Origin of the sequence: uncultured Tateyamaria sp., assembly GCF_947488715.1 — a bacterium.
Lineage (GTDB): Bacteria > Pseudomonadota > Alphaproteobacteria > Rhodobacterales > Rhodobacteraceae > Tateyamaria.
On the sequence record NZ_CANLAG010000004.1, the window covers coordinates 1 to 25,661 of the forward strand.

The 25,661-nt window shown below is 64.2% G+C and carries 24 protein-coding genes and 1 pseudogene; 11 read left to right on the top strand and 14 right to left on the bottom strand.

The window, feature by feature from the left end; genetic code table 11:
* Nucleotides 1–249: 249 nt before the first annotated feature.
* Both Q0936_RS10440 and Q0936_RS10445 read left to right on the top strand, forming a co-directional pair.
* Nucleotides 250–1,011: an NAD kinase gene (locus Q0936_RS10440; protein ID WP_299146130.1), complete on the top strand. Its 762-nt coding sequence runs from the start codon at nucleotides 250–252 to the stop codon at nucleotides 1,009–1,011.
* A 53-nt stretch (nucleotides 1,012–1,064) separates the two neighbouring features.
* Nucleotides 1,065–2,207: a Coenzyme F420 hydrogenase/dehydrogenase, beta subunit C-terminal domain gene (locus Q0936_RS10445; RefSeq protein WP_299297147.1), complete on the top strand. Its 1,143-nt coding sequence runs from the start codon at nucleotides 1,065–1,067 to the stop codon at nucleotides 2,205–2,207.
* Between the two features lie 2 nt (nucleotides 2,208–2,209).
* On the opposite strand, the gene Q0936_RS10450 is transcribed toward Q0936_RS10445, so the two are convergent.
* The 3 genes from Q0936_RS10450 to Q0936_RS10460 are packed head-to-tail and all read right to left on the bottom strand — an operon-like array spanning nucleotide 2,210 to nucleotide 3,780.
* Complete coding sequence (locus Q0936_RS10450) at nucleotides 2,210–2,755, bottom strand: SCO family protein (RefSeq protein ID WP_299297142.1); 546 nt, start codon at nucleotides 2,753–2,755, stop codon at nucleotides 2,210–2,212.
* A gap of 15 nt (nucleotides 2,756–2,770) precedes the next feature.
* The gene (locus Q0936_RS10455) at nucleotides 2,771–3,331 is read right to left on the bottom strand and encodes a hypothetical protein (protein ID WP_299297139.1); all 561 of its coding nucleotides are present in this window, start codon (nucleotides 3,329–3,331) and stop codon (nucleotides 2,771–2,773) included.
* A complete protein-coding gene (locus tag Q0936_RS10460; RefSeq protein ID WP_299297136.1) occupies nucleotides 3,328–3,780 on the bottom strand; it encodes a hypothetical protein in 453 nt (150 codons plus the stop codon). Before Q0936_RS10460 ends, Q0936_RS10455 begins: the two co-directional genes overlap by 4 nt.
* Nucleotides 3,781–3,948: 168 nt before the next feature.
* On the opposite strand from Q0936_RS10460, the gene Q0936_RS10465 reads away from it, so the two are divergent.
* Entirely contained in the window at nucleotides 3,949–4,962 is a 1,014-nt protein-coding gene (locus Q0936_RS10465; RefSeq protein WP_299378103.1) for a hypothetical protein, read from the top strand.
* A 13-nt stretch (nucleotides 4,963–4,975) separates the two neighbouring features.
* Here the strand turns inward: Q0936_RS10465 and Q0936_RS10470 are convergent, their stop codons facing one another.
* The 6 genes from Q0936_RS10470 to Q0936_RS10495 form a co-directional block, all read right to left on the bottom strand.
* A complete protein-coding gene (locus tag Q0936_RS10470; protein ID WP_299296493.1) occupies nucleotides 4,976–6,514 on the bottom strand; it encodes an SPOR domain-containing protein in 1,539 nt (512 codons plus the stop codon).
* Nucleotides 6,515–6,580: 66 nt separating this feature from the next.
* Nucleotides 6,581–7,213, bottom strand: a complete 633-nt coding sequence (upp, locus tag Q0936_RS10475) for a uracil phosphoribosyltransferase (RefSeq protein ID WP_299146136.1) — start codon at nucleotides 7,211–7,213, stop codon at nucleotides 6,581–6,583.
* Nucleotides 7,214–7,357: 144 nt separating this feature from the next.
* Nucleotides 7,358–8,521 (bottom strand): phosphopentomutase, encoded by a 1,164-nt coding sequence (locus Q0936_RS10480; protein WP_299296495.1) that lies wholly within the window; start codon nucleotides 8,519–8,521, stop codon nucleotides 7,358–7,360.
* Nucleotides 8,521–9,828, bottom strand: coding sequence for a thymidine phosphorylase (locus Q0936_RS10485; RefSeq protein WP_299296498.1), 1,308 nt, complete (start codon nucleotides 9,826–9,828; stop codon nucleotides 8,521–8,523). The genes Q0936_RS10480 and Q0936_RS10485 overlap by 1 nt, the downstream gene beginning before the upstream one ends.
* The gene (locus tag Q0936_RS10490; protein WP_299296500.1) at nucleotides 9,825–10,223 is read right to left on the bottom strand and encodes a cytidine deaminase; all 399 of its coding nucleotides are present in this window, start codon (nucleotides 10,221–10,223) and stop codon (nucleotides 9,825–9,827) included. Before Q0936_RS10490 ends, Q0936_RS10485 begins: the two co-directional genes overlap by 4 nt.
* A 22-nt stretch (nucleotides 10,224–10,245) precedes the next feature.
* Nucleotides 10,246–11,337, bottom strand: coding sequence for a cupin domain-containing protein (locus Q0936_RS10495; protein WP_299296531.1), 1,092 nt, complete (start codon nucleotides 11,335–11,337; stop codon nucleotides 10,246–10,248).
* A gap of 190 nt (nucleotides 11,338–11,527) precedes the next feature.
* On the opposite strand from Q0936_RS10495, the gene Q0936_RS10500 reads away from it, so the two are divergent.
* From Q0936_RS10500 to Q0936_RS10510, 3 genes are all read left to right on the top strand, one after another.
* The gene (locus Q0936_RS10500; protein WP_299296502.1) at nucleotides 11,528–13,801 is read left to right on the top strand and encodes an NADP-dependent malic enzyme; all 2,274 of its coding nucleotides are present in this window, start codon (nucleotides 11,528–11,530) and stop codon (nucleotides 13,799–13,801) included.
* A 69-nt stretch (nucleotides 13,802–13,870) separates the two neighbouring features.
* Nucleotides 13,871–14,164 (top strand): hypothetical protein, encoded by a 294-nt coding sequence (locus Q0936_RS10505; RefSeq protein WP_299296504.1) that lies wholly within the window; start codon nucleotides 13,871–13,873, stop codon nucleotides 14,162–14,164.
* A gap of 240 nt (nucleotides 14,165–14,404) precedes the next feature.
* Complete coding sequence (locus Q0936_RS10510) at nucleotides 14,405–16,306, top strand: AMP-binding protein (protein ID WP_299296506.1); 1,902 nt, start codon at nucleotides 14,405–14,407, stop codon at nucleotides 16,304–16,306.
* Here the strand turns inward: Q0936_RS10510 and Q0936_RS10515 are convergent.
* The 3 genes and pseudogenes from Q0936_RS10515 to Q0936_RS10525 form a co-directional block, all read right to left on the bottom strand.
* Entirely contained in the window at nucleotides 16,303–16,959 is a 657-nt protein-coding gene (locus Q0936_RS10515; RefSeq protein ID WP_299296508.1) for a hypothetical protein, read from the bottom strand. The genes Q0936_RS10510 and Q0936_RS10515 overlap by 4 nt on opposite strands.
* Nucleotides 16,960–16,966: 7 nt before the next feature.
* Nucleotides 16,967–17,443, bottom strand: coding sequence for a hypothetical protein (locus Q0936_RS10520; RefSeq protein ID WP_299146145.1), 477 nt, complete (start codon nucleotides 17,441–17,443; stop codon nucleotides 16,967–16,969).
* 127 nt (nucleotides 17,444–17,570) lie between these two features.
* A pseudogene (locus tag Q0936_RS10525) lies at nucleotides 17,571–17,822 on the bottom strand (aminopeptidase P family N-terminal domain-containing protein); the annotation flags it as partial.
* 19 nt (nucleotides 17,823–17,841) lie between these two features.
* Between Q0936_RS10525 and Q0936_RS10530 the strand changes: the two are divergent.
* The gene (locus Q0936_RS10530; protein ID WP_299296510.1) at nucleotides 17,842–18,051 is read left to right on the top strand and encodes a hypothetical protein; all 210 of its coding nucleotides are present in this window, start codon (nucleotides 17,842–17,844) and stop codon (nucleotides 18,049–18,051) included.
* Between the two features lie 254 nt (nucleotides 18,052–18,305).
* Here the strand turns inward: Q0936_RS10530 and Q0936_RS10535 are convergent, their stop codons facing one another.
* Both Q0936_RS10535 and Q0936_RS10540 read right to left on the bottom strand, forming a co-directional pair.
* On the bottom strand, nucleotides 18,306–18,941 hold the full coding sequence (locus Q0936_RS10535) for an MSMEG_1061 family FMN-dependent PPOX-type flavoprotein (protein WP_299296512.1): 636 nt from the start codon (nucleotides 18,939–18,941) through the stop codon (nucleotides 18,306–18,308).
* 8 nt (nucleotides 18,942–18,949) lie between these two features.
* The gene (locus Q0936_RS10540) at nucleotides 18,950–20,578 is read right to left on the bottom strand and encodes an AMP-binding protein (protein WP_299296514.1); all 1,629 of its coding nucleotides are present in this window, start codon (nucleotides 20,576–20,578) and stop codon (nucleotides 18,950–18,952) included.
* A 74-nt stretch (nucleotides 20,579–20,652) separates the two neighbouring features.
* Here Q0936_RS10540 and Q0936_RS10545 point away from each other — a divergent pair, with 74 nt between their 5' ends.
* The 4 genes from Q0936_RS10545 (at nucleotide 20,653) to Q0936_RS10560 (ending at nucleotide 25,646) form a co-directional block, all read left to right on the top strand.
* Nucleotides 20,653–21,582, top strand: coding sequence for a DMT family transporter (locus tag Q0936_RS10545; RefSeq protein ID WP_299378106.1), 930 nt, complete (start codon nucleotides 20,653–20,655; stop codon nucleotides 21,580–21,582).
* Nucleotides 21,583–21,631: 49 nt separating this feature from the next.
* Nucleotides 21,632–22,273 (top strand): sulfotransferase family 2 domain-containing protein, encoded by a 642-nt coding sequence (locus tag Q0936_RS10550; RefSeq protein WP_299296519.1) that lies wholly within the window; start codon nucleotides 21,632–21,634, stop codon nucleotides 22,271–22,273.
* 205 nt (nucleotides 22,274–22,478) lie between these two features.
* The gene (locus Q0936_RS10555) at nucleotides 22,479–23,111 is read left to right on the top strand and encodes a Hint domain-containing protein (RefSeq protein ID WP_299296522.1); all 633 of its coding nucleotides are present in this window, start codon (nucleotides 22,479–22,481) and stop codon (nucleotides 23,109–23,111) included.
* A 222-nt stretch (nucleotides 23,112–23,333) separates the two neighbouring features.
* Entirely contained in the window at nucleotides 23,334–25,646 is a 2,313-nt protein-coding gene (locus Q0936_RS10560) for a C1 family peptidase (RefSeq protein WP_299296524.1), read from the top strand.
* Nucleotides 25,647–25,661 lie beyond the last annotated feature (15 nt).

Below are 25,661 nucleotides of genomic sequence, written 5' to 3' on the forward strand. Positions count from 1 at the left end.
ATCGAGCCAAAGAGCTCAGGATCACGGTCGGCGAGGGACTGGCTGAAAAAACCGTCGGTGCGATGTGGGGCGTTCATAAACACTCTCCTTGGGATCGAGTCGGTGGCTGATTTGGGTGGTTTCCTATCGGAAACGGCAGCAATGGCAAAGGATGTAAAGCGACGAAACGGCAGTTTGCCGCGGCAATACTGGTAAGGGGTGAAAATATATGGTTCTTTTGACGTCGAACGTCCGCCATAGGAAACATGTATGCCGCTCAAGATCGCCTTTGCCGCCAGCCGCGCACCCGTGGCGCAAACGGCGCGGGCCGCCCTCATTGCCCGGTATGGCGACGTGCCCATGGTCGAGGCGGACATCATCGTAGCACTGGGCGGCGATGGGTTCATGTTGCAGACCCTGCATGGGACGCAAGGCCTGGCCGCGCCCGTTTATGGCATGAACCGTGGCACCATCGGCTTTCTGATGAACGAATACAGCGAAACGGGCCTCGAGGCGCGTCTGGAAGCCGCCGAAGAGGCGGACCTCAACCCCTTGTCCATGACGGCCTGGGACCGCGATGGGCGCGAACACCACGCCCTCGCGATCAACGAAGTGTCGTTGCTGCGCGCAGGCCCACAGGCGGCCAAACTGCGGATCACCGTCGATGGACGTCTGCGGATGGAGGAATTGGTCTGTGACGGCGCACTGGTGGCCACACCTGCCGGGTCCACGGCCTACAACTATTCCGCACACGGTCCGGTGTTGCCCATCGGGTCGGATGTGCTGGCCCTCACGGCGGTGGCCGCGTTCCGTCCGCGCCGCTGGCGTGGCGCGCTTTTGCCGAAAATTGCCAAGGTGCGATTTGACGTGCAGGAGCATGAAAAACGCCCCGTCATGGCCGAGGCGGATTCCCGTTCGATCCGCTATGTCACCTCGGTCGAGATCCAGTCCGATCCCACCGTGGAACACCGTATCCTCTTTGATCCCGGTCACGGGCTCGAAGAACGGCTGATTTCGGAACAGTTCAATTGACTTTGCGCGATGCGGTGCCGCGCAGCCTGTGCACCGATTGTGGCGTGTCGCGGATGGCGGACCCGTCTGCGTGCGGCACGGCCTGCCAGTTCATCAAACCTGACTACCCCGCGATGGAACGCGCCGTGCATGGGCGCGCACGGGGGCAGGGGGACGAGCAGTTCTTTGGCCCTTTTGAGGCGATGTACCGCGCCGCGCTGACCTCAGCGGCGCAGGGCGCACAGTGGACGGGCATCACCACCGCGCTGGCCGCGGACCTGTTGGCGCGGGGCAAGGTGGATGCGGTGCTGACCATGGTGCCGGATGCGCATGACCGCTGGAAACCGCAGCCTGCGTTGATCACCGAGGCCGCCGATATGGTGCGCGCGCGCGGGATGCGCATGGGCTATGCGCCCCTGCTGGCGCTGCTGGAGGACGCGCAGGCGGCGGGACACACGCGCCTTGCCGTAGTGGGCATCCCCTGTCAGGTCTATGCGCTGCGGAGGCTCGAGGCGTCGCTGGGGTTCGACCGGATTTACGTGATCGGCACGCCCTGTTCCGACAACACGACGACCGAGAATTTCCATACGTTCCTGTCGCTGCTGGACGAAGCACCGGACACGATCAGCTATCTGGAGTTCCGCGCCGACTACAAGGTCGAGCTGCGCTTTGACGATGGGCGCACGCGGCTGATCCCGTTTCTCAGCTTGCCGATCTCGGACCTGCCGGGGGATTTCTTTCCTCTGACGTGTCGAACGTGCGTGGATTACACCAACGCGCTGGCGGACATCACCGTGGGCTACATGGCGGGCGAGGGGGCGCAATGGCTGGTGGTGCGCAATGCGCGCGGGGCGGAAATGCTGGCGGGGCTGGGCGACCGGGTCGTGCTGTCCGCGCCGGGGTCGAAGGGCAAGCGGCACGCGGCGGTCAAGGGGTTCATCGCCAACACCGCGCGGGCCGCCGGTGGTCTGCCGCTGCGGCGGATGCCCGAGTGGGTGCGCCCCATTGTCAGCTGGCTGCAACCGCGCACCGGGCCGCGCGGCCTCGAATTTGCGCGCACACGGGTCGAGATGAAGGCGGCGGAGACCATCCTGCACCTGCGACAGGCCATGCCCGCTAAGATGAAGAATATGATCCCCGACCACGTCTGGCGCATCGCGGCACCCTATGACCTGACGCCGCAGGACGGCGAAACGCCGCCCCGCGATAAACCCTGAGACTAACCTTGCGGCGCCAAGTATGACCGCGCGATCTGCGCGGCCTGCGTCACATCCAGCACCGGCGGCAAAAGGGTCAGCGTGTCGCCGTCCCCGTCGAGCAGGTGCAGGAAGCTGCCGTGGGAATAGATCCAGCCATATTCCGGGTCCTGAAACAGCGGCTCGACCTCGACACTGAAGGCGTCATAGGCCACCTGTAGCGCATCCGTATCGCCGGTCAGCCCGATAAAATCCGGGTGGATCGCGGCCAGTGGCGCGCCCATCGTCTCGACCGTGTCCTGATCGGGCGCCACCGTGATCATCACCGGCGTCACCGCGATACCGTCAGTGGCCAGATCATCCACCACCTGCGCCATCAGCGGCAGGGCCGCCGAACAGATGTTGAGACAATTGGCATAGCCAAAGAACACCAGCTGCGCGCGCCCGTCCGGATCCGCCTGGGTCCGTGTCTGGCCGAACTGGTCAGTCAGGCTATAGGGCCCGCCGATCGCGACCGGAAACGGGCTTTGTGCGGCCGCGGGAATCGCGGCCAGACACAATAGGGCCATCAAACGCCGCATCGCTCAGAAATTCTCGGCGATGAACGTGGCGTCCTCTTCGAGGCCCAGACCCAGATAGCCTTCGGTCGCGATGATCTCCTTGATGCGGGGATCACGGCGGAACCACGGGCCTTTGCCCTTGGCCTCGGGATGTTCCTTGGCCCAATTCTTGGTCCACTTGTTGGCCTTGATCTTGTCGGCACCGGCCGCCTGGATCGTCTGCACCAGATAGACGTTATTGGCACCCAGTTCCGGGTCATCCAGCATCAGCCCATCCACCGTGACCTGCTGGCCGCAAAACGGGGCAAGTTCCACGGCGGCACCGGTGAACGCAGGCTGGCTGTTCTTCATCGGCAGGACCAGCACACCGTCGGCGGCACGCACCAGACCCAACTGCCGCTTGCCCGCGCCGCAATCATCGGGGCAATCGCCGGTGAGCGTGCACAGCACATCCACGACCTCGGCGTCAAACTTGGCAGGCACCTCGGCATAGAGGTTCCAACTGCGCGCCTCGGACCCTTCCGAGAAATCCTGCGCGGCGAGCGGGCTGGCCGCCAGGGCCAGAATGGCAATCAAATGCTTCATTTGTTCGGATCCGGAATAGAGAACGACGGCACGTTGCCGTAATCGTTGTGGTTCACATTGGTGATGTCCTGATCGGACACGACATCGGACACGACGAGATAGTTCAGCCCGTCCCGCTCATACAGCATGCCGTCCGCCTCGACCGTATGCGCGGCCAACCGCAACAGCGTGTCGCCGCCTGCGGCCTCTGCGTCATTGTCCACCTTGAGGATCGTATAAACCGTGCCGTCCTCGGCCAGCAGCCCCACGGGGATGCCGCCCGCGCTGCACCACAGTGCGCAGGTGTGGTGCGCCGACCCAACCACCGCATCCGGGCTGCCCATCACGCCGGAATAGTAGCACCAGGTGTCGATGATCTCGCCGGTGACCTGAACACGGGTGCCTTCGGCGGCATACCCCGTCACAGGCAAGGCGAGCGCGGCAAGTGCGCCCAGTAACAGTGATCGCATGTTTGTCTGTCCTTCATCTGGTGTCGTTACGTCAGCCTACCGCGCCTGTGCCACGGGTCAAATCACGCTTTGGGTTTTCGGCGAATTTGTGATCGCTTGGCCCGCGCGGGCCGCCGTGCTAGGTTGAACGCCAACCACAGGGGCATCCAACGCCCGGACAAGACAGGCATGACGGCACTCAGCAAATACGACCGGCTCGAAGCAACGGGCCTGTGGCGCGCCTCCTCCGAGGCGCAGCGCCGCGAAGTTGTGGTGTCCATCGGCGATGCCACACTGGTGATTTCCGACCTCAACGACCGCGCAATCACCCATTGGTCCCTGGCCGCTGTCGAACGCGGACAGGCGAGCACGGGCAAGGCCGTGTTCCACCCCGATGGCGATCCTGACGAGACGCTGGAACTTGGCCCCGACGAAGCGGAGATGATTGGTGCCATCGACACCCTGCGTCACGCGGTGGCCCGCGCGCGCCCCCATCCGGGCCGCCTGCGCTGGCTGGGCGTGGGACTGTCGTTGTCCGCTGTCGTGGCACTTGGCGTGTTGTGGCTGCCCGGCGCTCTGGTCGATCACGCCATGCGCGTTGTGCCACCGGTCAAACAGGCGGAAATCGGCGGCGCGCTGCTCGCCCGCATCGCGCGTGTCTCCGGCACCCCCTGCCGCACACCCGAAGCCACGGCGGCACTGACGGCACTCGCGGGACGAACCGGGGCCGCCCGCGTGATGATCCTGCCCGGTGGCGTCCGCGAGGCGCTGTCACTGCCCGGCGGGACGGTCCTGCTGAACCGCGCATTGGTCGAGGATTTCGAGGAACCGGACGTCGCCGCAGGCTACGTGCTGGTCGAAGAGGTGCGGTCCGCCGCCCATCCGCCCCTGCGCGGCTTGCTCGAACACGCCGGCACAAGGGCCGTCGCGACGCTGTTGACCACCGGGGCCCTGCCGCCGCAAACGCTCGACACCTATACCGAGGCGCAATTGTCCACGCTGGTGCCTGTGCTGTCGCCCGACATGATCCTGCCCGCCTTTGCCGCTGCAGAGGTGCGCAGCACACCCTACGCCCGCGCCCGCGATATCTCGGGCGAGGAAACGCTGGAATTGATCGAAGCGGACCCGATGGCGGGCAAACAGGGCGACCCGATCATGCCGGATCGCGATTGGCTGCAACTTCAGGCCATCTGCGAAAGCTGACGACAGCCCCCGCTTAGCGGACGAAGGCGTCCCCAAACCCGGCCGACCGGCTGCGCGCCAGCGCCCGGCCCAAATCAGCCTGCGCAAAGGGGCCAGCAACAACCACCTGATAGGTCTTGCCGCCGCGTGTCACCTTGCCGATGCGCGCGGGCAACCCGGCGCGGATGATGCGCTGTGCCGCGGCTTGTGCGTTCGCGGGCTGGCCAAAGGTGCCAACCTGAACATAACGTCCCTTGGTCACAGCTTTGGGCGCAGGCTTGGCAGCCACCTTGGGCTTGGCGCGCACGGGCGCTTTGACAACCGGGGCAGGGGCTGACCGCGTTGACACGGTGGGCTGGCGCGCCTTGGCCTTATTGCGCACGATCCGCTTGCCCAGCACACCGTCGCGCTGCACCAGCGTTACGGTGCCAAGCTCGCGCTGCTGGGTCGCCGTGTCCGTGTAGGGGTAAACCAGCGCCACCGTTGTGGTCACATCGCGCCCGGTTTCACGATCAATCAGGCGGCGTGGCACCGTGTTTGTCCAGATCAACCGCGTCCGGGCCACACCGGCCAGGGATTGCTCCGCACGGCGCGGGTTCAGGCGGTCATCTTCCCAAACCGGGCGATAGCCTTTGGGCACGCGGTAGGCATTGTCGGGCTGGCGCGCGTCAAACACCTGGCGCGGCACCACACGGGTCTGCGGACCCACTGTGCCGGATTGTGCAGATGTTACTGTGCGCGCCGGAACGCGGCGAATGGTCGGGGCTGCGGTTGCAACCCGTGGCGCAGGGGCTGTGACCCGAGGGGCCGGTGCCGTGCGGTTCGCCAATGGCTGCGGGCCGCAGCGCACGGGCGCAATCGCACCAGAGTTGATATAGCGCGAGCTCACAGGCGACGCGCCGGTGCAGGCCGGTTGCCGTGTCGGTACGGCTGCTGCCGTGCGTGGCGCGGGGGCTGTGCGCGGCGCAGTCACAACCTTACGCTGCGCGGGCGCTGCGGGCTGAACGACAACTGGTTTTGGTGCTGCACGTGGGGTCGCAACGGCCACTGTGGGTGCTGCAGGGCGACGCACTGTGACACGTGGCGCAGGCTTGGGGGCCGGTGGCTTGGCCACAGTCACGCGGCGCGGCGCGGGCGCAGGCGCTGGACGCGCGGCTGTGACGGTTGGCGATTTCGGTGCGGCGGTCGGGGCAGGGCGCGTCGCGGCGGGCGCTGCTGCACGCGGCGCAGGCGCCGGTGTGGCCGCAGGGGGGGCAACGGTGATCTGCTCGACATTGCGCGCGGTCTGCGCGGGCTGCGTGCGCACGGCGGCGGCCGCATTTGCACTCAGCGACGGCGACTGGCCGCACACCAACTGCCGTTGCCGATTGACCCGCGGCACCCATGTGACATTGCCGTCAATGCCCGCACGGATAAACACACACCCCTTGCTGTCCACATATTGCGACCCCTTGAAGGACGCAGGCGGAAACTCCGCCGGTGCCTGCGCATTGCGCAGGTTCTGGGCATGCAACGCACCAACGCCCATGGACGCGGCAATCACAGCAAGCGCGACAACTCTTGTAACTTTCATCATATCCCCCACAAGATATGGAAGAAACGATGCCCCAACTGCCTGCCAGAGTAAAGGCCGCGCCCGCTATTTGGTCCCAAACATGCGGTCTCCCGCATCACCAAGGCCCGGAACGATGTATCCAACCTCGTTCAAACGGTCATCCACTGCCGCTGTGACAATCGGAACATCCGGGTGCGCCTCCTGCATCCGGGCGATTCCCTCAGGTGCCGCCAGCAGACACAGGAACCGGATATTGGTGGCCCCGGCCTCTTTCAGCAGGTCAATCGCCGCCGCCGATGAATTGCCCGTGGCCAGCATAGGATCCACCGCAATCACCAACCGATCATCCAACCCCTCGGGTGCCTTGAAGTAATATTGCACCGGCTTCAGCGTCTCTTCGTCCCGGTAAAGACCGACAAACCCAACCCGCGCCGACGGGATCAGCTCCAGCACGCCGTCCAGCAACCCGTTGCCCGCCCGCAGGATCGAGATCAAGGCCAGCTTCTTGCCCGCCAGCGTCGGCGCATCCATCGCCTGCATGGGTGTCTCGATCCGCTTGGTTGTCATCGGCAAGCCGCGGGTGACCTCATAAGCCAACAACTGGCTGATCTCGCGCAGCAACTGCCGGAACACCGCTGTGGGCGTGTCGCGGTCGCGCATGATGGTCAGCTTGTGCTGTACCAAAGGATGATCGACGACGGTCAAATGGTCGGACATGGGGCAGCTCCTCTTTTGCCCTCCTTCTGCAACGCGCAGGCGCCGGGAACAATCCCCCCTTCCTTTCGCCGTAAAATACCTCGGGGTTTGGGGCAGCGCCCCAATGCGCGCCAGCGCAAAAACATCGCGCGCGCCGTCAGGCGCTCATTTTGCTGAAACGCCCAGGTGCCGCGCGACCAGATGGGCCACATCCGCAAACCCGATCAGACCCGGTGCTGCGGCCCCCTCCACCAGAACCGGCACCCGCTCGCGCGTATGATCCGTACCAACCCAAGTGGGGTCATTGCCATGATCTGCCGTCAGCACCAACAGATCGCCAGGCCGCAACCGCGCGCGCAGCCGCCCGATCTCCGCATCAAACCACTCCAGATGCCGGGCATAGCCCGCCACATCCCGCCGATGCCCATAGAGGCTGTCGAACTCCACGAAATTGGCGAATGTCAGACTGCCGTCCGCAGCCTCGTCCACCAGATCCGACAGATGCCCCATCAACACCCGGTCATCGCCCTTGCGCACCTCATCGAACCCCTGCATGGAAAAGATGTCGCCCACCTTGCCCACACCGTAAACCGCGCGCCCAGCGTCCTGCACCCAATTGGTCAGGATCGGCGCGGGCGGCATAATGGCAAAGTCGCGCCGGTTGGTCGTCCGCTCAAAAGCGCCGTCCGTGCCAACAAAAGGCCGCGCAATCACCCGACCAACCCGCATTTCATGCAGCATCGGCGCCACCGCCGCGCACAACTCCAACAAACGCTCCAACCCAAAGGTCTCTTCATGCGCCGCAATCTGAAACACGCTGTCTGCCGAGGTATAGCAAATCGGCTGCCCGGACTGCATGTGCGCGGCCCCGTGCCGCGCGATGATCTCTGTGCCCGACGCGTGGCAGTTGCCCAATATGCCCGCGACACCCGCCGCCTCACATACCGCCTGCACCACGGTCTCGGGAAAGGCGGGCGTTCTGTCCGGAAAATAGTGCCAGGCCCACGGCACCGGCAACCCGGCAAGCTCCCAATGCCCCGACGGCGTGTCCTTGCCCTGCGATGTCTCCGTGGCGGCACCTGCACGCGGCACCGCAACTGTCTCACCAGCGGCCAGCGCCATGGCATCAGACAGGCCTAGGTCCATCAGGGTCGGGACACGCAACGCGCCGCGCCGCCCCTCATCCGCATGGCCCGCCGCACAGGCGTCTATAATATGGCCCAACGTGTTTGCGCCTGTGTCCGGCACATCCCCGTTGAAATAGGCATGCGCATCTGGCGCACCGCCGATCCCCACGGAATCCATCACAACCAGAAACGCCCGGCCCATCAGCCAATCCGCTCGGCGATCAGGTCCGGCACCGGTGCCTGCGCCGTGCCCAGCGTGATCGCGGCGCGCACCGCGGCCTCGGCCCGGTCCGCATCGGCGGCACGCGCCGCATGCACCACGGCCAGCGCCTGACCCTTGGTCACACGCGCACCCAACCGGGCCACATCCGACAGGCCCACCGCCAGGTTCAACCGATCCCCCTCGACCTTGCGCCCACCGCCCAGATCGACAACGGCCAGACCCAGCGCCTCACCGTCAATGGCTGTGACATAGCTCGTACGTGGTGCTGCAATCTCGCGGATCACCGTCGCCTCGGGCAGGAACCGCGACCAGTTCTCGACAAACTGCACCGGGCCACCCATCGCGGCAACCATGGTGCCAAACCGCTCCGCCGCGCGCCCATCGGCAATCGCCGCAGCCACAGCATCTGCACCGGCCTGAACGTCCTTGGCCAAGCCACCATTGGCCAGCAGAACACCCCCCAACGCCACGGAAATCTCGACCAGCGGCCCCTTGGTCTGCCCGGTCAGCACCCGCATCACCTCGGCCACCTCCAGCGCATTGCCAAGGGCCGGGGCCAGCGGCTGGTTCATATCCGTGATCAGCGCCGTCGTCTTGCAGCCCGACGCATTGGCCGTCTTGACCAACGCATCCGCCAGCCCGCGCGCCGCCGCCATGTCCTTCATGAACGCGCCAGAGCCGACCTTGACGTCCAGCACCAGCCCCGCCAGCCCCGCCGCCAGCTTCTTGGACAGGATCGACGCCGTGATCAGATCCAGACTGTCCACCGTCGATGTGACATCCCGCACCGCATAGAGCCGCTTGTCCGCCGGGGCGATGTCCCCGGTTGCGCCCACAATGGCACAGCCCGCCCGCGCCACCACGTCGCGCAACCGCGCTTCGCTCAACTGTGTCGACAGACCGGGAATACAGTCCAGCTTGTCCAGCGTGCCGCCCGTGTGACCCAACCCGCGCCCCGAAATCATCGGCACATAGGCCCCGCAGGCGGCCAGCGCAGGCGCAAGGATCAGGCTCACGCAATCGCCCACGCCGCCCGTGGAATGCTTGTCCAACACCGGCCCCGGCAGGTCCCAATCCAGCACCTGCCCGGAATCGCGCATCGCAATGGTCAGCGCCACGCGGCCCACATCGCCCAATCCGTTCAGACAGACCGCCATGGCAAAGGCCCCGGCCTGCGCATCCGTCACCGTGCCATCCGCCAACCCGGTCGCAAACCAGCTCAACTCATCCCGGCTGGGCGTCTGGCGCTGGCGTAGCTTGGCAATGATCGTGCGCGCCTGGCTCATGTGTCTGTTTCCAGAAAGGCCTGGCTGAACGCACCGGGCAGCAATTCGCCCAAGGTGGTCCGCTGCTCCACGCCAGCCACCGTGGCCATGGTCACCGGAACATCGCCACCGCCAAACTCGGCCAGCTTCTGACGGCACCCGCCACAGGGTGTCACCGGCATCGGACTGCCCGCCACCACGTACACTTCCGCAATCTCGCGCTCACCTGCGGCCACCATGGCGGCAATCGCCCCCGCCTCGGCACAGGTGCCCTGCGGATAGGCGACGTTCTCGACATTGCAGCCCGCGAACACAGCGCCCGAGGTCGTGCGCAACGCGGCCCCAACCTGAAAGTTGGAATAGGGCGCGTGCGCATTCTCGCGCACGGCAATGGCGGCGGATTTCAAATCGGTCATCACGTCCTCTTTTGTCCCCGGCTCACCTGTCCAGGGTCCGCGTCGCAAACACACCCGGCAGCGACACCTCAAGCAGCTCCAAATCATCCGAAGGCTCTGCATAGCGCACCGCCATCCCCGGTGGAATAACAAAGGCGTCACCCGGCTCAAGGGGGAAAGGATCGCGGCCTTCCCCGTGCAGCACCATGCGCCCCTCCATCACAAAGGTGAAAAGGATATCGCTGTCATGGGCAGTCCATGCGGTCTCGCCCGCGCTGCGCCGCGCCACCTGCACACCCGCAACCCCGTCTGTGCCCGTGGCAATCCCGGTGTCCCGCCCCTCGAACCCGGCCATGCGAAATGGCTGCCAAACCGCCTCATCCACCCTGTGATGCACAAACGCCTGCCCCTGAAACCGCCGCGCGGGGTTCGCAGGCCCGTTGGGCAGTGCCATTTCGTGATCAATCGTTGTCACATGTTCCGCCGGCACACCGATCTCGATCACCTCGATATTGTCGCTGGCAAAAAGCACGCGATGCCGGATCTCGGGCGGCTGGATCACGCAACACCCCGCCTCCAAGCGAAACGGCTCCCCCTGATCCTCATAGACCAGATCAACCCAGCCCCGATAACAATAGATCAACTGAAACCCGACCGTATGGTAATGCACCATATCCGGCACCGGCCCGCCGTCGGGAATGCGGATATGACTGGCAATGATCGACCCGCCCAACCGGTCCGGGATCAGATCGCGGTAATACATCCCTGCCCGGCCAATCACCCATGGCGCCTGATCCGCCAGACGCCGCACGACAAAGGAATGTACCGTCTCCGGCATCACCATCGGCGGATGCAACACATCAATCTCGACCCGCGTGCCGTTGGGTGCGGTCAACACACGCGCCCCATCTGCAAACCCATCCGGATCGTCGGTCAAAATGCGCAACGTCCCGGGCGGCTCACTGGCCCCGGCCTCAATCCGCACCCGCAGCCCATGGCCTGAAAACACCGCCACCGACGGATCATCCGCAGGATAGATCATGTCCATCCGCATCCCCAACGTCTTGGTGAAAAACGGAATGTCATCCCGCAACTCCTGCGTCGGCAACCGTATCTCAGCGCGTATCTCGGCCATAGCTGCTCCCCTCATCTTGCCAAATAAACTTCGGGGGAATTGTAATGCAATGGGGGCTGGCCCCCTAAAACTTAGCGTGCGCGGAACGCGCGCCTTTGGATCACGTTTGCCCCCCGTGACCAAACGTCAATTGGCGCAGCCTGAAAAATAGTTTAACGCTAAACCAAATCCGCAGACCCAAGGGGAATCCATGTCCGATACACCGAACCTGCGCGAGGCCGCGCTCGCCTATCACGAATTCCCCAAACCCGGAAAACTCGAAATCCGCGCCACCAAACCCATGGCCAATGGCCGCGATCTGGCCCGCGCCTACTCCCCCGGCGTGGCCGAGGCCTGCCTTGAGATTAAGGACGACCCCGAAAACGCCGCCCGCTTCACCGCCCGTGGCAACCTCGTGGCGGTGGTCTCCAACGGCTCCGCCGTGCTGGGGCTGGGCAATATCGGCGCGCTCGCCTCCAAACCGGTGATGGAGGGCAAGGCCGTCCTCTTCAAGAAATTCGCCTCCATCGACTGTTTCGACATCGAGGTGAATGAAACTGACCCCGAAAAACTCGCCGACATCGTCTGCGCCCTCGAACCCACTTTCGGCGCAATAAACCTCGAGGACATCAAAGCCCCCGACTGCTTTGTCGTCGAAAAGCTCTGCCGCGAACGGATGAACATCCCCGTCTTCCACGACGACCAGCACGGCACCGCCATCGTGGTGGGGGCCGCGGCCAAGAACGCGCTGCACGTGGCCGGAAAATCCTTCGAGGATATCAAGATCGTCTCGACGGGCGGCGGTGCGGCGGGCATCGCCTGCCTCAACATGCTGCTCAAACTGGGGGTCAAACGCGAGAATGTCTGGCTCTGCGACATCCACGGGCTGGTCTACGAGGGGCGCGAGATCGACATGAACCCGGCCAAGGCCGCCTTTGCCCAAGCCAGCGACCACCGCACGCTGGACGATGTGATCGACGGGGCGGACCTCTTTCTTGGCCTCTCGGGGCCCGGTGTGCTCAGCGCCGAGAATGTCGGCAAAATGGCCAAACGTCCGATCATCTTTGCCCTCGCCAACCCCACGCCCGAAATCCTGCCCGATGACGCGCGCGCCGTGGCCCCTGACGCGATCATCGCCACAGGTCGCAGCGATTTTCCCAATCAGGTCAACAACGTGCTCTGTTTCCCCTTCATCTTCCGTGGTGCGCTGGATGTGGGGGCCACGACCATCAACGACGAAATGCAACTCGCCTGCATCGACGGCATCGCGGCCCTTGCCCGCGAAACCACCAGCGCCGAGGCCGCCGCCGCCTATCAAGGCGAACAGCTGACATTCGGGGCCGACTACTTGATCCCCAAACCCTTCGATCCGCGCCTTGTGGGCATCGTCAGCTCCGCCGTGGCACGGGCTGCGATGGAAACGGGCGTTGCCAAACGCCCCATCGCCGATCTCGACGCCTACAAGACCAAACTCGACGGCTCGGTCTTCAAATCCGCCCTCCTGATGCGCCCCGTCTTTGACGCCGCCCGCGTCACCTCGCGCCGCATCGTCTTTGCCGAGGGAGAGGACGAGCGCGTGCTGCGCGCGGCTCAGGCCATGGTCGAGGAAACCACCGAACGCCCGATCCTCATCGGCCGTCCCGACGTGATCAACGCCCGCATCGAACGCGCGGGCCTGACGATTAAACTGGGCGACACGGTCGATCTGGTGAACCCCGAAAACGACCCCCGCTACCGCGATTACTGGGGCACCTATCACGAGCTGATGTGCCGGCAGGGCGTCACCCCCGATCTGGCCCGCGCCATCATGCGCACCAACACCACCGCCATCGGCGCGGTCATGGTCCACAGGGAAGAGGCAGATAGCCTGATCTGCGGCACCTTTGGCGAATTTCGCTGGCACCTGAACTACATCAGTCAGGTGCTGGGCCGCGAAGGGCACCACCCCGTCGGCGCGCTGTCGATGATGATCCTCGAAGACGGCCCGCTCTTTATCACCGACACGCAGGTGCACCTGCACCCCACACCCGAGGAAATCGCCGAGATCGCCGTGGGGGCCGCGCGCCACGTGCGCCGTTTCGGGGTCGAACCCCAGATTGCCTTCTGTTCCCAAAGCCAATTTGGCAATCAGGGTGACGGCTCAGGCTGGCGTCTACGCGAGGCGCTGCGCATGCTCGACGCCGCCGGTCACGACTTTTGCTACGAGGGCGAGATGAACATCGACACCGCTCTGGACCCCGAATTGCGCGCGCGCCTCTTTCCGGGCAACCGCATGGCGGGTCCGGCCAATGTGCTGGTCTTTGCCCACGCCGACGCGGCGTCCGGCGTGCGCAACATCCTCAAGATGAAGGGCGGCGGCCTCGAAGTTGGCCCGATCCTCATGGGCATGGGCAACCGCGCCCACATCGTGTCGCCCTCGATCACGGCGCGCGGTCTGCTCAATATGTCAGCAGTCGCAGGCACGCCTGTGGCGCAATACGGCTGATTTCGGCGCATCTGTCCCCATGTCGCACCGGGCTGGGGGTGACATGGGGGCCATCGCGCCTATCTGGGTATGGACACGCCATTCACGGGGACCGCCACGATGAAACACGCCTTGCTGCTGCTTGCTCTTTTCACCCTCGGCGCCTGCGTCGACACCCTCAGCGAGACGCGCGGTACGTTCACGGATTCCGAGACGGGGCGCACCTATTCATCCGTCACCCGCGAGTTCCAGCGCGGCGACGGCTCCACCTACCGCCGCAAGACGATCCTCGTGGGCGGCGAGCGTGTCAGTTGCCGCGCGGGCGACCAGCGCGATTGCGAGCTGGCCCTCACCGATGCCTTCGTGCGCGACCGCACCAACTAGGGCCACGCCCCAATCTGCCACAGACCCGCTTTGCAGATTGCGTGACTGCGACTTTGCAAACTCAGGCCTGATTTCCAGTTTCATGCGTAGAAACGCAGGCTTTGCAAATATTTGCAGGCCAAAATCCCGCAGTTTTGCAAAATTCTGCGCCTTACCGCCGCAGTTCACGCAGCGCCCCCTTGCCGTGTGCCGTTGACCGGGCGTAACTCTGTCGCCCAAGGCTAGACGGAGGAGAATGCCATGGGATATCGCGCCGAATACGACAGCTGGAAGGCCGATCCCGAAGGCTGGTGGATGAAGGCGGCAGAGGCCATCGACTGGGTCGAGGCCCCCACGCAAGCGCTCTTTGACCGGGGCGATCACCTCTATGAATGGTTCTCGGACGCGCAGGTGAACACCTGCTGGAACGCCGTGGACCGCCACGTGCAGAACGGGCGCAGCGATCAGGTCGCGATCATCTACGACAGCCCGATCACCGGCGCGCAGTCGAAAACCACCTATGCCGAATTGCTGACCCAAGTCGCATCGCTCGCCGGTGCGCTGGCCGCCAAGGGGATCACGTCCGGCGACCGCGTCATCATCTACATGCCCATGGTGCCCGAGGCGCTTGTGGCGATGCTGGCCTGCGCGCGCCTCGGTGCCGTGCACTCGGTTGTCTTTGGCGGGTTCGCCGCCAACGAACTGGCGGTGCGCATCGACGACTGCACGCCATCGGCCATCATCGCCGCGTCCTGCGGTCTCGAACCGGGCCGCACCGTGGCTTACAAACCGCTCCTCGACGGGGCCATCGAGCTGGCCGACCATACGCCCGACTTCTGCGTGATCCTGCAACGCGAACAGGGCCCCTGCGACCTGACCGACCGCGATGTCGACTGGTACGCGTGCCAAGAAGGCACAACGCCTGCCGATTGCGTGCCCGTGCGCGGCGACCACCCCGCCTACATCCTCTATACCTCCGGCACCACCGGCGCACCCAAGGGCGTCGTGCGCCCCACCGCCGGGCACCTCGTGGCGCTCAACTGGACGATGAAGAACATCTACCAGATGGAACCGGGCGAGGTCTTCTGGGCCGCCTCCGACGTGGGCTGGGTCGTGGGCCATTCCTACATCTGCTACGCCCCCCTAATCCACGGCAACACCACCATCGTGTTCGAAGGCAAACCCATCGGCACCCCCGACGCAGGCACCTTCTGGCGCGTGATCGCCGAACATGACGTCAAATCGTTCTTTACCGCGCCCACCGCCATCCGCGCCGTGAAACGCGAGGATCCCAAAGGCATCGAACGCGCCAAATACGACCTGAGCGGCTTGCGCGCGCTGTATCTCGCCGGTGAACGCGCCGACCCCGACACCATCGAATGGGCACAGGACAGCCTCGGCGTGCCGGTCTATGACCACTGGTGGCAGACCGAAACCGGCTACACCATCGCGGGCAACCCCGCGGGCCTCGAGGCGCTGCCGGTCAAGATCGGCTCCCCCACCGTGCCAATGCCCGGCTATGACGTGCAAATCCTTGACGATGCGGGCCACCCGGTCGCGGCGGGCGAACTGGGTGCCATCGCGATCAAGCTGCCGCTGCCCCCCGGCACCCTGCCAACCCTGTGGAATGCGGGCGAACGGTTCAAATCCTCCTACCTCAACGCTTTCCCCGGCTACTACGAAACCGGGGATGCGGGCATGATGGACGAGGATGGATACCTCTACATCATGGCGCGCACCGATGACGTGATCAACGTGGCAGGCCACCGCCTGTCCACCGGTGCCATGGAAGAAGTCCTCGCCGGACACCCCGACGTCGCCGAATGTGCCGTTGTGGGCGTGTCGGACGCACTCAAGGGCCAGGCACCCGTCGGCCTTCTGTGCCTGACCACCGGCGTGAACCGCCCGCATGACGAAATCGTGGGCGAATGCGTCAAACGTGTCCGCGACCAGATCGGCCCGGTCGCCGCCTTCAAACAGGCCGTCGTGGTGGACCGCCTGCCCAAAACCCGCTCGGGCAAGATCCTGCGCGGCACGGTGGTCAAGATCGCCGACAACGAAGCCTTCAAGATGCCCGCCACCATCGACGACCCGGCGATCCTCGACGAGATCAAGGAAGCGCTGCAATCCATCGGCTACGCCAAGGGGGAGGCCTCTGCCTAGAACCGAAGCCCGAAGAAAATCACGGCCAATGGCACAGGCGACACCGCCAAAACCACGGTCAGCAGGGTCGCGAGCGGTGAGAATATGCCGCTCAGGCCCGCGACCATCATGATGCCGCCGCCACCCCCGATGATCGCGTTGCCAGGCGTGTTCACCGCGACCGCCAACGCGACATAGCGATACCGCAAGGCGAGGCGCAGAATCCGCTTTGACTGCCCGTCAAGCAACATCGCGACACGGTCATCCTGCGACAGCGGCGCGGCGCGTGCCACCAGATCCGCAGCACGCCGCATCCGCAACATCTGCAAGAGACGCTCCAGCACATGGATGGGCAGGAACCGACCCACGGTAAAGGCCAGCATCATCGCCGCGACCGTACAGACGTAGATAAGCGGCGCAATCGCCGCACCAAGCCCCGCCAGCAGGGCAATCCCTATCTCGGCACCCGGCACAAAAGGAATGGCAAGCAGCACGACATAGGCCACTACGCCGAACATGATGGCCCTGTGGACCTGCTGCTCGTTGCTGGGCCGGATCTGAAGGTCCAGCGCGTCTCGGATGATGTGCACACCCCAGGTGGCCAGCGCGATAACGCCGATCAGCAGCACAATTTTCAGGATCAGGCCGGGCCATGTCAGCCCTTTGGACGTCATGCGCGGCTCAGCCTGACACCGGTTCGGACGGGACGGCCTCACCCACAACCCGTTCCGCGATCTGATTGGTCCAGTACCAGCGCCGGGTGGTCCAGGTCACGTCAATCGACACCGTGTCCCCGGTGACCGTGCCGTACCATACGACCGTATGCGGGGCATCCGGGCAGATCGCCGTGGTGGTAAAGTGGATCACCCCGTCGACCTCTTTGGTTTGGTAGTCGGTCCAGCCAAAGTTGCAGTAGTCCTCGCAATCGACCGACATGAATGTGCCGTCGCGAAACAGGATATTGTCATCCAGCACTGACCCGCTGGCCGGGTCCTCGCCATAAATCTTGAACGTCCTGCCATCCAGCGCACCGGTTGCGGCCCAGTCTCCCTCGGGCACCGCCAGGTCCGGGATGTCCTGGTTCATGACCGACAGGGTGGCCGCCCCCGTGCCAAAGGTGGCGGCGGCAATCGCGGCGATCTGCAAGATCTGGGACATGAACGGCTCCGTTCGTCAAAAACTGAACTGTGGATCAAATGGTGTGGTACGCAAAACAATTGACACACGCGCCGCGCGAAATGGTGCAGCAGTGCGTGGGTCAGATACCTGCTTAGCCGAACCCGTGTGCCGCTTCAATCCCGGCGCTGATGGTCACATCTTCGGTCTGCGTCACAACCAGCCCATAGGGCCGACCAAACGCGCAGTACAAAAACCCCGAATAGTAGGCGACGTTGTGCATCGAGGTGAAAACACAGGCATCAACACCCTTGGCCTGCATATCCGCCCGCAAACGGGTCAGACGGTCTTTGTACTCTTGTGGTGCAAACGGCATGGTCTTGTCACCCTGATGGAAACGGTAATATTCCGGACGATCCATTTCTGGTTCCTTCATCATCATGCCGCAGCACGGTCCGAAGAAGACGACCTTCCTCGGCTGCACCACAGCAAAAAAAAATCCCGGCATTCAGGAAGGGAAAACGGGTGTGCATGTCACTGCTGGCGACGCCATCGCCGACCCGTGGGATCACATCGCGGAAAGAGGCCGGGCAAGGCAAGCATTTTTGGGAAAAAGCACCAATGACCGGACAAGGCACCGGGCCTTTTGACCTCGACCCGCGCAACACTCTGCAATCTGCACTTGGGCACGGCAAAACGCACGAGGCGCGCGTTTTCGTTTGTGTCAGCCAGACACAGGCAACACCGTGCAGCCGCTCGGCTGTCAGCGTGCCCGATTTGAATGAACGTGGCCTTACCCCGCCGCGCGCTGGTTCAAGTGGTTCAAACAACGCGACAAAATGAAAGGTCTGACCATCGCGTTACCACACCGCGCGCCCTGTCCCCGCGGGGACACCTCACACCGTCACTCGTCGTACAGCCGCTTTTCATCGTTGAACGTCAGCCGCGCGTCGATCTGCTCCAGCGTTTCGTCCACCTGCGAATGGGCCAGCAGCGCCTCGCCGTAAGTCGGCAGCCCCTCGGTTGGCGCGGCCTTGTCCGGGTGCCACAGGCCCGACCGGATCGCCGCCTTGCCGCAGTTGTAGAACGCCTCGCGCACTTGCACCACAATGGCAAAGTCCGGGACCCGCCCCTTGATCGCCATCCGCTCGCGCAACTCAAGGTCCCGCACCACCTGCGCCGTGCCACTGACCCGCACAACCTCGGTGCGGTTTGGCACCAGAAACATCAGCCCGATATGGCCTGTCTCAAGGATGTTCTTGAAACTGTCGAACCGGTGATTGCCCGGACGATCCGGAATGGCGAGCGTGTGGGGGTCGAGGATTTTGACAAAGCCCGCAGGGTCCCCCTTGGGGGAGACGTCGATGCGCCCACCCGCATCGATGGTCGACAGTGCCACATAAGGCGACCGTTCGATCCACGCGGCACACAGCGGGTCGATATGATCCAGGATCTTGCCCTGCTGCGCGGCCCGTTCACCGGGCAGGACCGCGCGGATCTCTGCCTCACTGGTGACGATGTCGGTCGGCGTGTAGGGCATGGATCACCTCAAAGTGTTTTGGCCAGTTTGCGCAGCTCGAATTTCTGGATCTTGCCCGTGGATGTCTTGGGCAACTCCTGGAACACCACCTGTTTGGGTGCCTTGAACCCGGCCAATGTCGCGCGGGCAAAGGCGATCAGGTCGGCCTCCGACGGGCTGGCACCGGGCTTCAGTTCGACAAAGGCGCATGGCACCTCGCCCCACTTGTCATCCGGCTTGGCCACCACGGCGGCCAGGTTCACGTCCTCATGCGCCATCAGAACGCCCTCGACCTCGACGCTCGAGATGTTCTCGCCGCCCGAGATGATGATGTCCTTGGCCCGGTCCGCGATCTGGATATACCCGTCGCCATGCTGGATCGCGATGTCGCCCGAATGGAAATACCCACCGGCAAAAGCCTCTTCGGTGGCCTCCGGGTTCTTGAGATACCCTTTCATCACCGAATTGCCCCGGATCATGATCTCGCCCTGGGCCGTAGCATCCATCGGCACCTGCACCATGTCCGCGTCCATGACCGTGATGTCCTCCATCATCGGAAAGGCGACGCCCTGCCGCGCCTTGATCGCGGCCTTTTCGTCCTGGGGCAGGTCGTCCCAGTCTTCGCCGCGCCAGACGCATTCGGTCACGTGGCCGTAGGTCTCGGTCAGCCCATAGACCTGCGTGACGTTGAACCCCAGCGTTTCGATCTTGCCCAGCGTGGCGGGGGCAGGGGGCGCGCCTGCGGTGAACACCTCGACCGTGTGGTCAAAGGCGCGGCGTTCATCGTCCGCTGCATTGACCAGCATGTTCAACACGATGGGCGCGCCGCCGAAATGCGTCACACCCTCGTCGGCAATCGCGTCATAGATCGGCTTGGCCGCGATGTCGCGGCAACACACCAGCGTGCCGCCCAGCACCGGCATCATCCACGTGTGGTTCCAGCCGTTGCAGTGAAACAGCGGCACAATCGCCATGAACACGGGATAAAGCTGCATCCGCCAGCTGATCACCGTGCCCATCGTCATCAGGTAAGCACCACGGTGGTGATGCACCACGCCCTTGGGCCGCCCCGTGGTGCCCGAGGTATAGGACAGCGCGAGGCTCTCCCACTCGTCCTCGGGCATGATCCAGTCAAAAGCCGGGTCGGCCTGTGCCAGCACATCCTCGTATTCATCATGCCGCCCGGTGGCGGGCCAGCCATGCGCGGCGTCGGCCACTTCGATGATCTGGGGGGCGGGGCCGTCCATCGCGGCCACCGCCGCCTCGGTTAGCTCGACAAATTGCGGATCGACCAGCACAACCTTGGCCCCGCCGTGCTCAAGGATATACGCCACCGTATCCACATCGAGCCGCGTGTTGATCGTGTTCAGAACTGCGCCACAGGCGGGAATGCCGAAATGCGCTTCGGCCTGCGCGGGCAGGTTGGGGATCAGCGTGGCAACCACATCGCCGGGGGCCACACCCATCGCAGCCATGGCCGAGGCCAGACGCGTGCAGCGGTCATGATATTCGGCATAAGTGACGCGGTGATCGCCATAGATCACGGCGGTGCGCTGCGCGAACACATGCGACGCGCGCCGCAAATGCGACAGCGGGGTCAGCGGCACATAATTCGCTCTTGTCTTGCCCAGACCGGTTTCATCTGCCATCCAACCCATTACGCGTCTCCCCTGTTTGGCGGCGCGATTGTTGCGCTGTTCGGCCGCGCGGCGCAAGACATGGAATGCTTGAGATGACCACGGCCCCTGACCGATCTTCTGACACACGGCCCGTGGCGGCGGCGGCCAGCATGGTGGGCGCCATGGCGATCATCGGTTTCATCGACATCTACGTGGCAATCCTCGCCCAGACGATTTCGGTCTGGCAGTTCTTTGCGGTGCGGCTGGTGCTGGCCCTGCCACTGATCCTCGGCGCGTCCTGGCTGGGCTGGGGGCGGGTGTGGCCGCGCCGCTTTGGCGCTGTCGCATTCCGCAGCATGCTGATCGCGCTGGGCATGACATTTTATTTCGGCGCGCTGGCTTTCATGCCCATTGCGATGGCGCTGGCAGGGCTGTTCACCGCGCCGATCTTTGTGCTGCTGTTCACCGCTTACGGGCTGCGACAGCGGATCGGGCCGTGGCGCATCCTCGCTGTGGCACTGGGTTTTCTGGGCATCCTTGTGGTGCTTGGCCCCTCGGGCGGCGCGCTGGGGTGGATCATCGTGCTGCCGGTCTGTGGCGGCGTGCTCTATGCCGCTGGCGTCGTGGCCACTCGCGCGCTCTGCGAAGGGGAAAGCACGCTGACCCTGCTCTTGGGGATATTCGTGGGCCAGACGGTGCTCAGCCTGTGTGCGCTGGCGCTGCTGGCCGCGACCGGGGTTGAGGTGGGCGCAGGCGGCATGGCCTTTCTGACCCGTGGCTGGGTCTGGCCGATCACAGATCTGTTGCCCTACCTCGTGTTGCAGGCCGTGGGATCGGTGCTGGGCGTTGGCCTGTTGAACCGCGCCTACCAGATCGGAGAGGCGAGCCACGTGACCGTGTTCGAATATTCCGTGATGGTGTTTGGCCCGTTTTTCGGCTGGTGGCTTTTGGGCCAACAGATCACCCCGGTGCAGGTCGTGGGCGTGGTCCTGATTGTGGTCGCCGGGCTGATCATCGCCGTGCGCAGCCAGCGCGGGGCCTGAGCCGCGTGGACCTCTGGACTTGGCGCCGCGCGCGGGTACTGTGGCGACCATGATCCTCAGCCCCGGCCGCTCATACGTCTTTGTTCACGCCCCCAAGACGGGTGGCACCGCGATGGCGCTGGCGCTCGAGGCGCGCGCGATGAAAGACGACATCATGCTGGGCGACACGCCCAAAGCGATCAAACGCCGCCGCCGGGTCAAGGACGCGCAGACGCGCGGGCGGCTTTGGAAACACTCGACCCTCGCCGATATCGACGGGCTGGTGCCCAGCCTCGACGGCCTCTTTGCCTTTACGCTTGTGCGCAACCCGTGGGACCGGATGGTCAGCTATTACCACTGGCTGCGCGCCCAGGACTTTGACCACCCGGCGGTCGCATTGGCCGGTCAGATGGATTTTGCCGACTTCGCCTGCGCCGCACAGATCATGGCCTCGATGCAGGCCAGCCCCGCGCGCCACTACATGACGGATGCCAACGGCCAGGAACGCTGCGATCTCTATATCCGGCTCGAAGCGGTCGACACAGATGCCGCTCCGCTGTGGGATCACCTGGGCTTTGTGCTGGATATGCCCCATGCCAACGCCTCTGAGCGCGATGCCGATCACCGGACATACTATACCGATGCCGCGCGCACAGCCGTCGCCGCCGCCTGCGCCGAGGACATCGAAAGATTCGGCTACAGATTTGACTGACCGGATTTGCGCGGCATTTTCCTAAAAACTGTTTCCAATTTTCGTTAAATCCCGTCGTTCGGTGAGAATTGCATGGTCGCCCCGCGACAGTGCCCGATTTCTGCCCAGATCATGGCCCGTCTCTGCCGCGGGAATCACTCCAATTGAGGACATCGAAACGCAAGCAGGTGCTGATCAACGCACCGTCACCATGGGGATGGATGAAATGTTTGGATGGACGACGAAAACCGCGACGCACCGCATGCCCGAGATGTCAGGTGCTTGTGACGGTGGCGTGATGCACACACGGGGCCTTTTGTCCGGCACGCGGCTGGCGACGGCGCTGGGATGGCGCCCCGTCGAGGCGCTGACCGCAGGTGATCTGGTCCTGACGTTTGATCATGGGTTGCAGCCCCTCGTCGAAGTGCGGCGCGACACGTTCTGGGTCGCAGAGATGATGGCCCCCGCGACCTTTGCGTCGATCATGGTGCCGGCGGGTGCCTTGGGCAACGGTCAGCCCCTCGAGCTGCTGCCGGATCAAGGGGTTCTGGTCGAGACCGAGGCGGCCTGCGACGCCCATGGTGATCCCTTTGCCGTGGTCCCCGCCGCTGCACTGGTTGGATTTCGCGGCATCGAACGTGTGGCCCCGCGCGCCCAGGTCGAGGTGATCACCCTGGTGTTTGCCGATGATCAGGTCGCCTACGCCGAGGGTGGCGGTTTGGTCCACTGCCCACGGGCGACGATGTCGCTGGCGCAACTGGGCCAGACGGGCAACGACTATGACGTGATCCCGGCGCGGGATGCGGCCTTTTTGGTGGAGTGTATGGCGGCCGAGGATCGCCTGACCGCCGCCGCCTGAATTCGAATTGGCGCGCGCCTGCATTGGCGTGTGCCTCACCTTCTCTGCACCCGGTCATGCGGTGTTCCGGCCGCTCCGCCCCCAACATCGGAGCGGTGACCGGGTGCAGGGGCTTGACCATGGCTGCAGGGTCAGAGCATCTGACGTAACCTGAAGTTGATGATTGACACGACTCAATCCGCGCGACAGCTTTTTCACATAATTTGAAGAAAGCTATTTCGCATGTTGTTAGATGCACGTCCCGACAGGATGGATTTCCGTGACCGCGAGTACCGCGCGCGCCTGGTGTCGCAACCCGCGCAGTACCCGTCGAACCGGGAAATGCACAGGTTTTTCCGCCAATATGCCGATGGTGAGATGATCCTTGATCAGGGGTCCGAAGGGGCCTGTACCGGATACGGCCTGGCGGCGGTGGTCAATTACCTCAATTGGATCAAGTGGTTAAAAGGGCATCACGACGCGGGCCTTGATCTGGCGGCCGAGAACCTGCCGAACCGTCCGGCCTGTGTCAGCGCGTGGATGCTCTATTCTGTGGCCCAGCTCTATGATGAGTGGGAGGGCGAGGATTATTCCGGGTCCAGTTGCCGGGGCGCGATGAAGGGCTGGCACAAACATGGCGTGTGCAGCGACGCGCTGTGGGCCACGTCCACGGCCAATGCGGTGCCGAATGCCGAGTGGTTGCGCGATGCGGCGTCCAACCCGCTGGGCGCGTATTACCGGGTCAACGCCATGTCGATCACCGACATGCAATCGGCCATCTACGAGGTCGGCGCGATCTATTGCTCGGCCAAGGTGCACGCGGGCTGGAACTTCGACACCATGACCGCAACACCTGAGACGCAGAATTTCGACTATGCGGACCCGGATGGTGGGGCCGCGCGGCGGATGTCGCTGCCGGTGATGCCGGTGTCCGGGGATCGGACCGGCGGGCACGCGTTCTGCATTGTCGGCTATACCGATCAGGGGTTCATCGTCCAGAACTCGTGGGGGGGCGCTTGGGCCAAGAGCTGGGGGGCGGCCCAGACACCCATCGCGAATGCGGTGGGCGGCTTTGCCCTGATGACCTACGAGGATTGGGTGATCAACGGGCATGACGCCTGGGTTGCGGCGCTGGCCGCCCCTGTACGGGTGTCGAACCTGGATCAGGTGACGCCCGCCCGGTCGCGCCACAGCCTGTTGGAAAAGATGTCGCTGACCGGTGCGCAGCGCAAGCTGGAGCTGGGCATCGACCCCGACGCGCCGCGCCCCTGGAGCGAACAAAAGGCCTATGAACATTCGATCGTGATGGGCAACAACGGCAAGCTGGTGCGCCGCCGTGTCGACATGAAGGACGGCCCGACCGAGCTGCGCACCACCATCGGCGGCATCCTCGAGGCCAGCGCGGGCCGCGACGTTGTGATCTATGCCCATGGCGGGCTGAATTCCGAAGAGGTTGCGATCAAGCGCGCGCAGGTGCTGGGGCCGTGGTTCGAGGCCAACAACATCACGCCCATCTTTGTCATCTGGCGCACCGGTTTCATCGAGGCGGTGGCCAACATCGGCGAGGACATGCTGGACCAGTACCGCGCCGAACAGGAGCGGATCGAACGCACCGGGCTGGTCAACATCGCCGCCGCCGCACGGCGCAAACTGAACAAGAGCTTTGACATCGCCTTTGAGGCCATCGCCGAAAAGGTGCTGGGCAAGGCGGTGTGGTCACAGATCAAGCAAAACGCCGAGGCCGCCTGTCAGGTCAACAGCGCCGAGGGCATCACCGGCGGGATGCGCATTCTAGCCAACGTGATCCGCGACGTGCAGAAAAAGGTCGACAACCCGGTGCGCATTCACCTGCTGGGCCATTCGGCGGGCGCCATCATTCTGGGCCATTTCGCGCAGGATCTGGCGCGGTTTTCGCCCATCGGGTCGCTGGGGTTGCTGGCTCCGGCCTGCACGCTGTCCTTTGCCAACCGCATGTTCAAACCGCTGGTCGAAACGGGGTCGCTGCCGCGTGACAAGTTCTATGTGGTAAACCTCAGCCGCAGCAACGAGCGCGCGGACCGGGTGGGTCTTTATCACAAATCGCTGCTCTATCTTGTCAGTCGCGCCCTCGAAAGCCCCCGGAAGTCACCGCTTTTGGGGCTGGACGACAGTTGGATCCTCCCCTCCGAAGTGGCGGAGGGAGAGGACACATACCCCAAGATCGACAAGGCGGTGCTGGATGACCCGGCGGCCCACGCGCGACAGATCTTTGACGAGTTGCAGTATTTCTACGCGCTGGCCGGCAAGAAAGACGCCTCGACGATCTCTGAGGTGCAAAAGACCAAGTTGCGCGGTGTGCAGGACATATTGCAGTGGCGCGCGTTCAAGGCGCGGTCGGAATTTCCCTACCGCATCGTGCAGGCCCCGCAGGTCAAAGTCCGCGAGGCCACCAATGACGACGGTTTCCTGCCCACGGCCCATGGCACCGTCGACAACGATCTGACGGTTATGAACTGGGCCATTTTCCACATCGCGGGTGCCACGCCACACCCGATCAAGGACCTGAGTGGGGTCTGACCATTTTCAAACGCG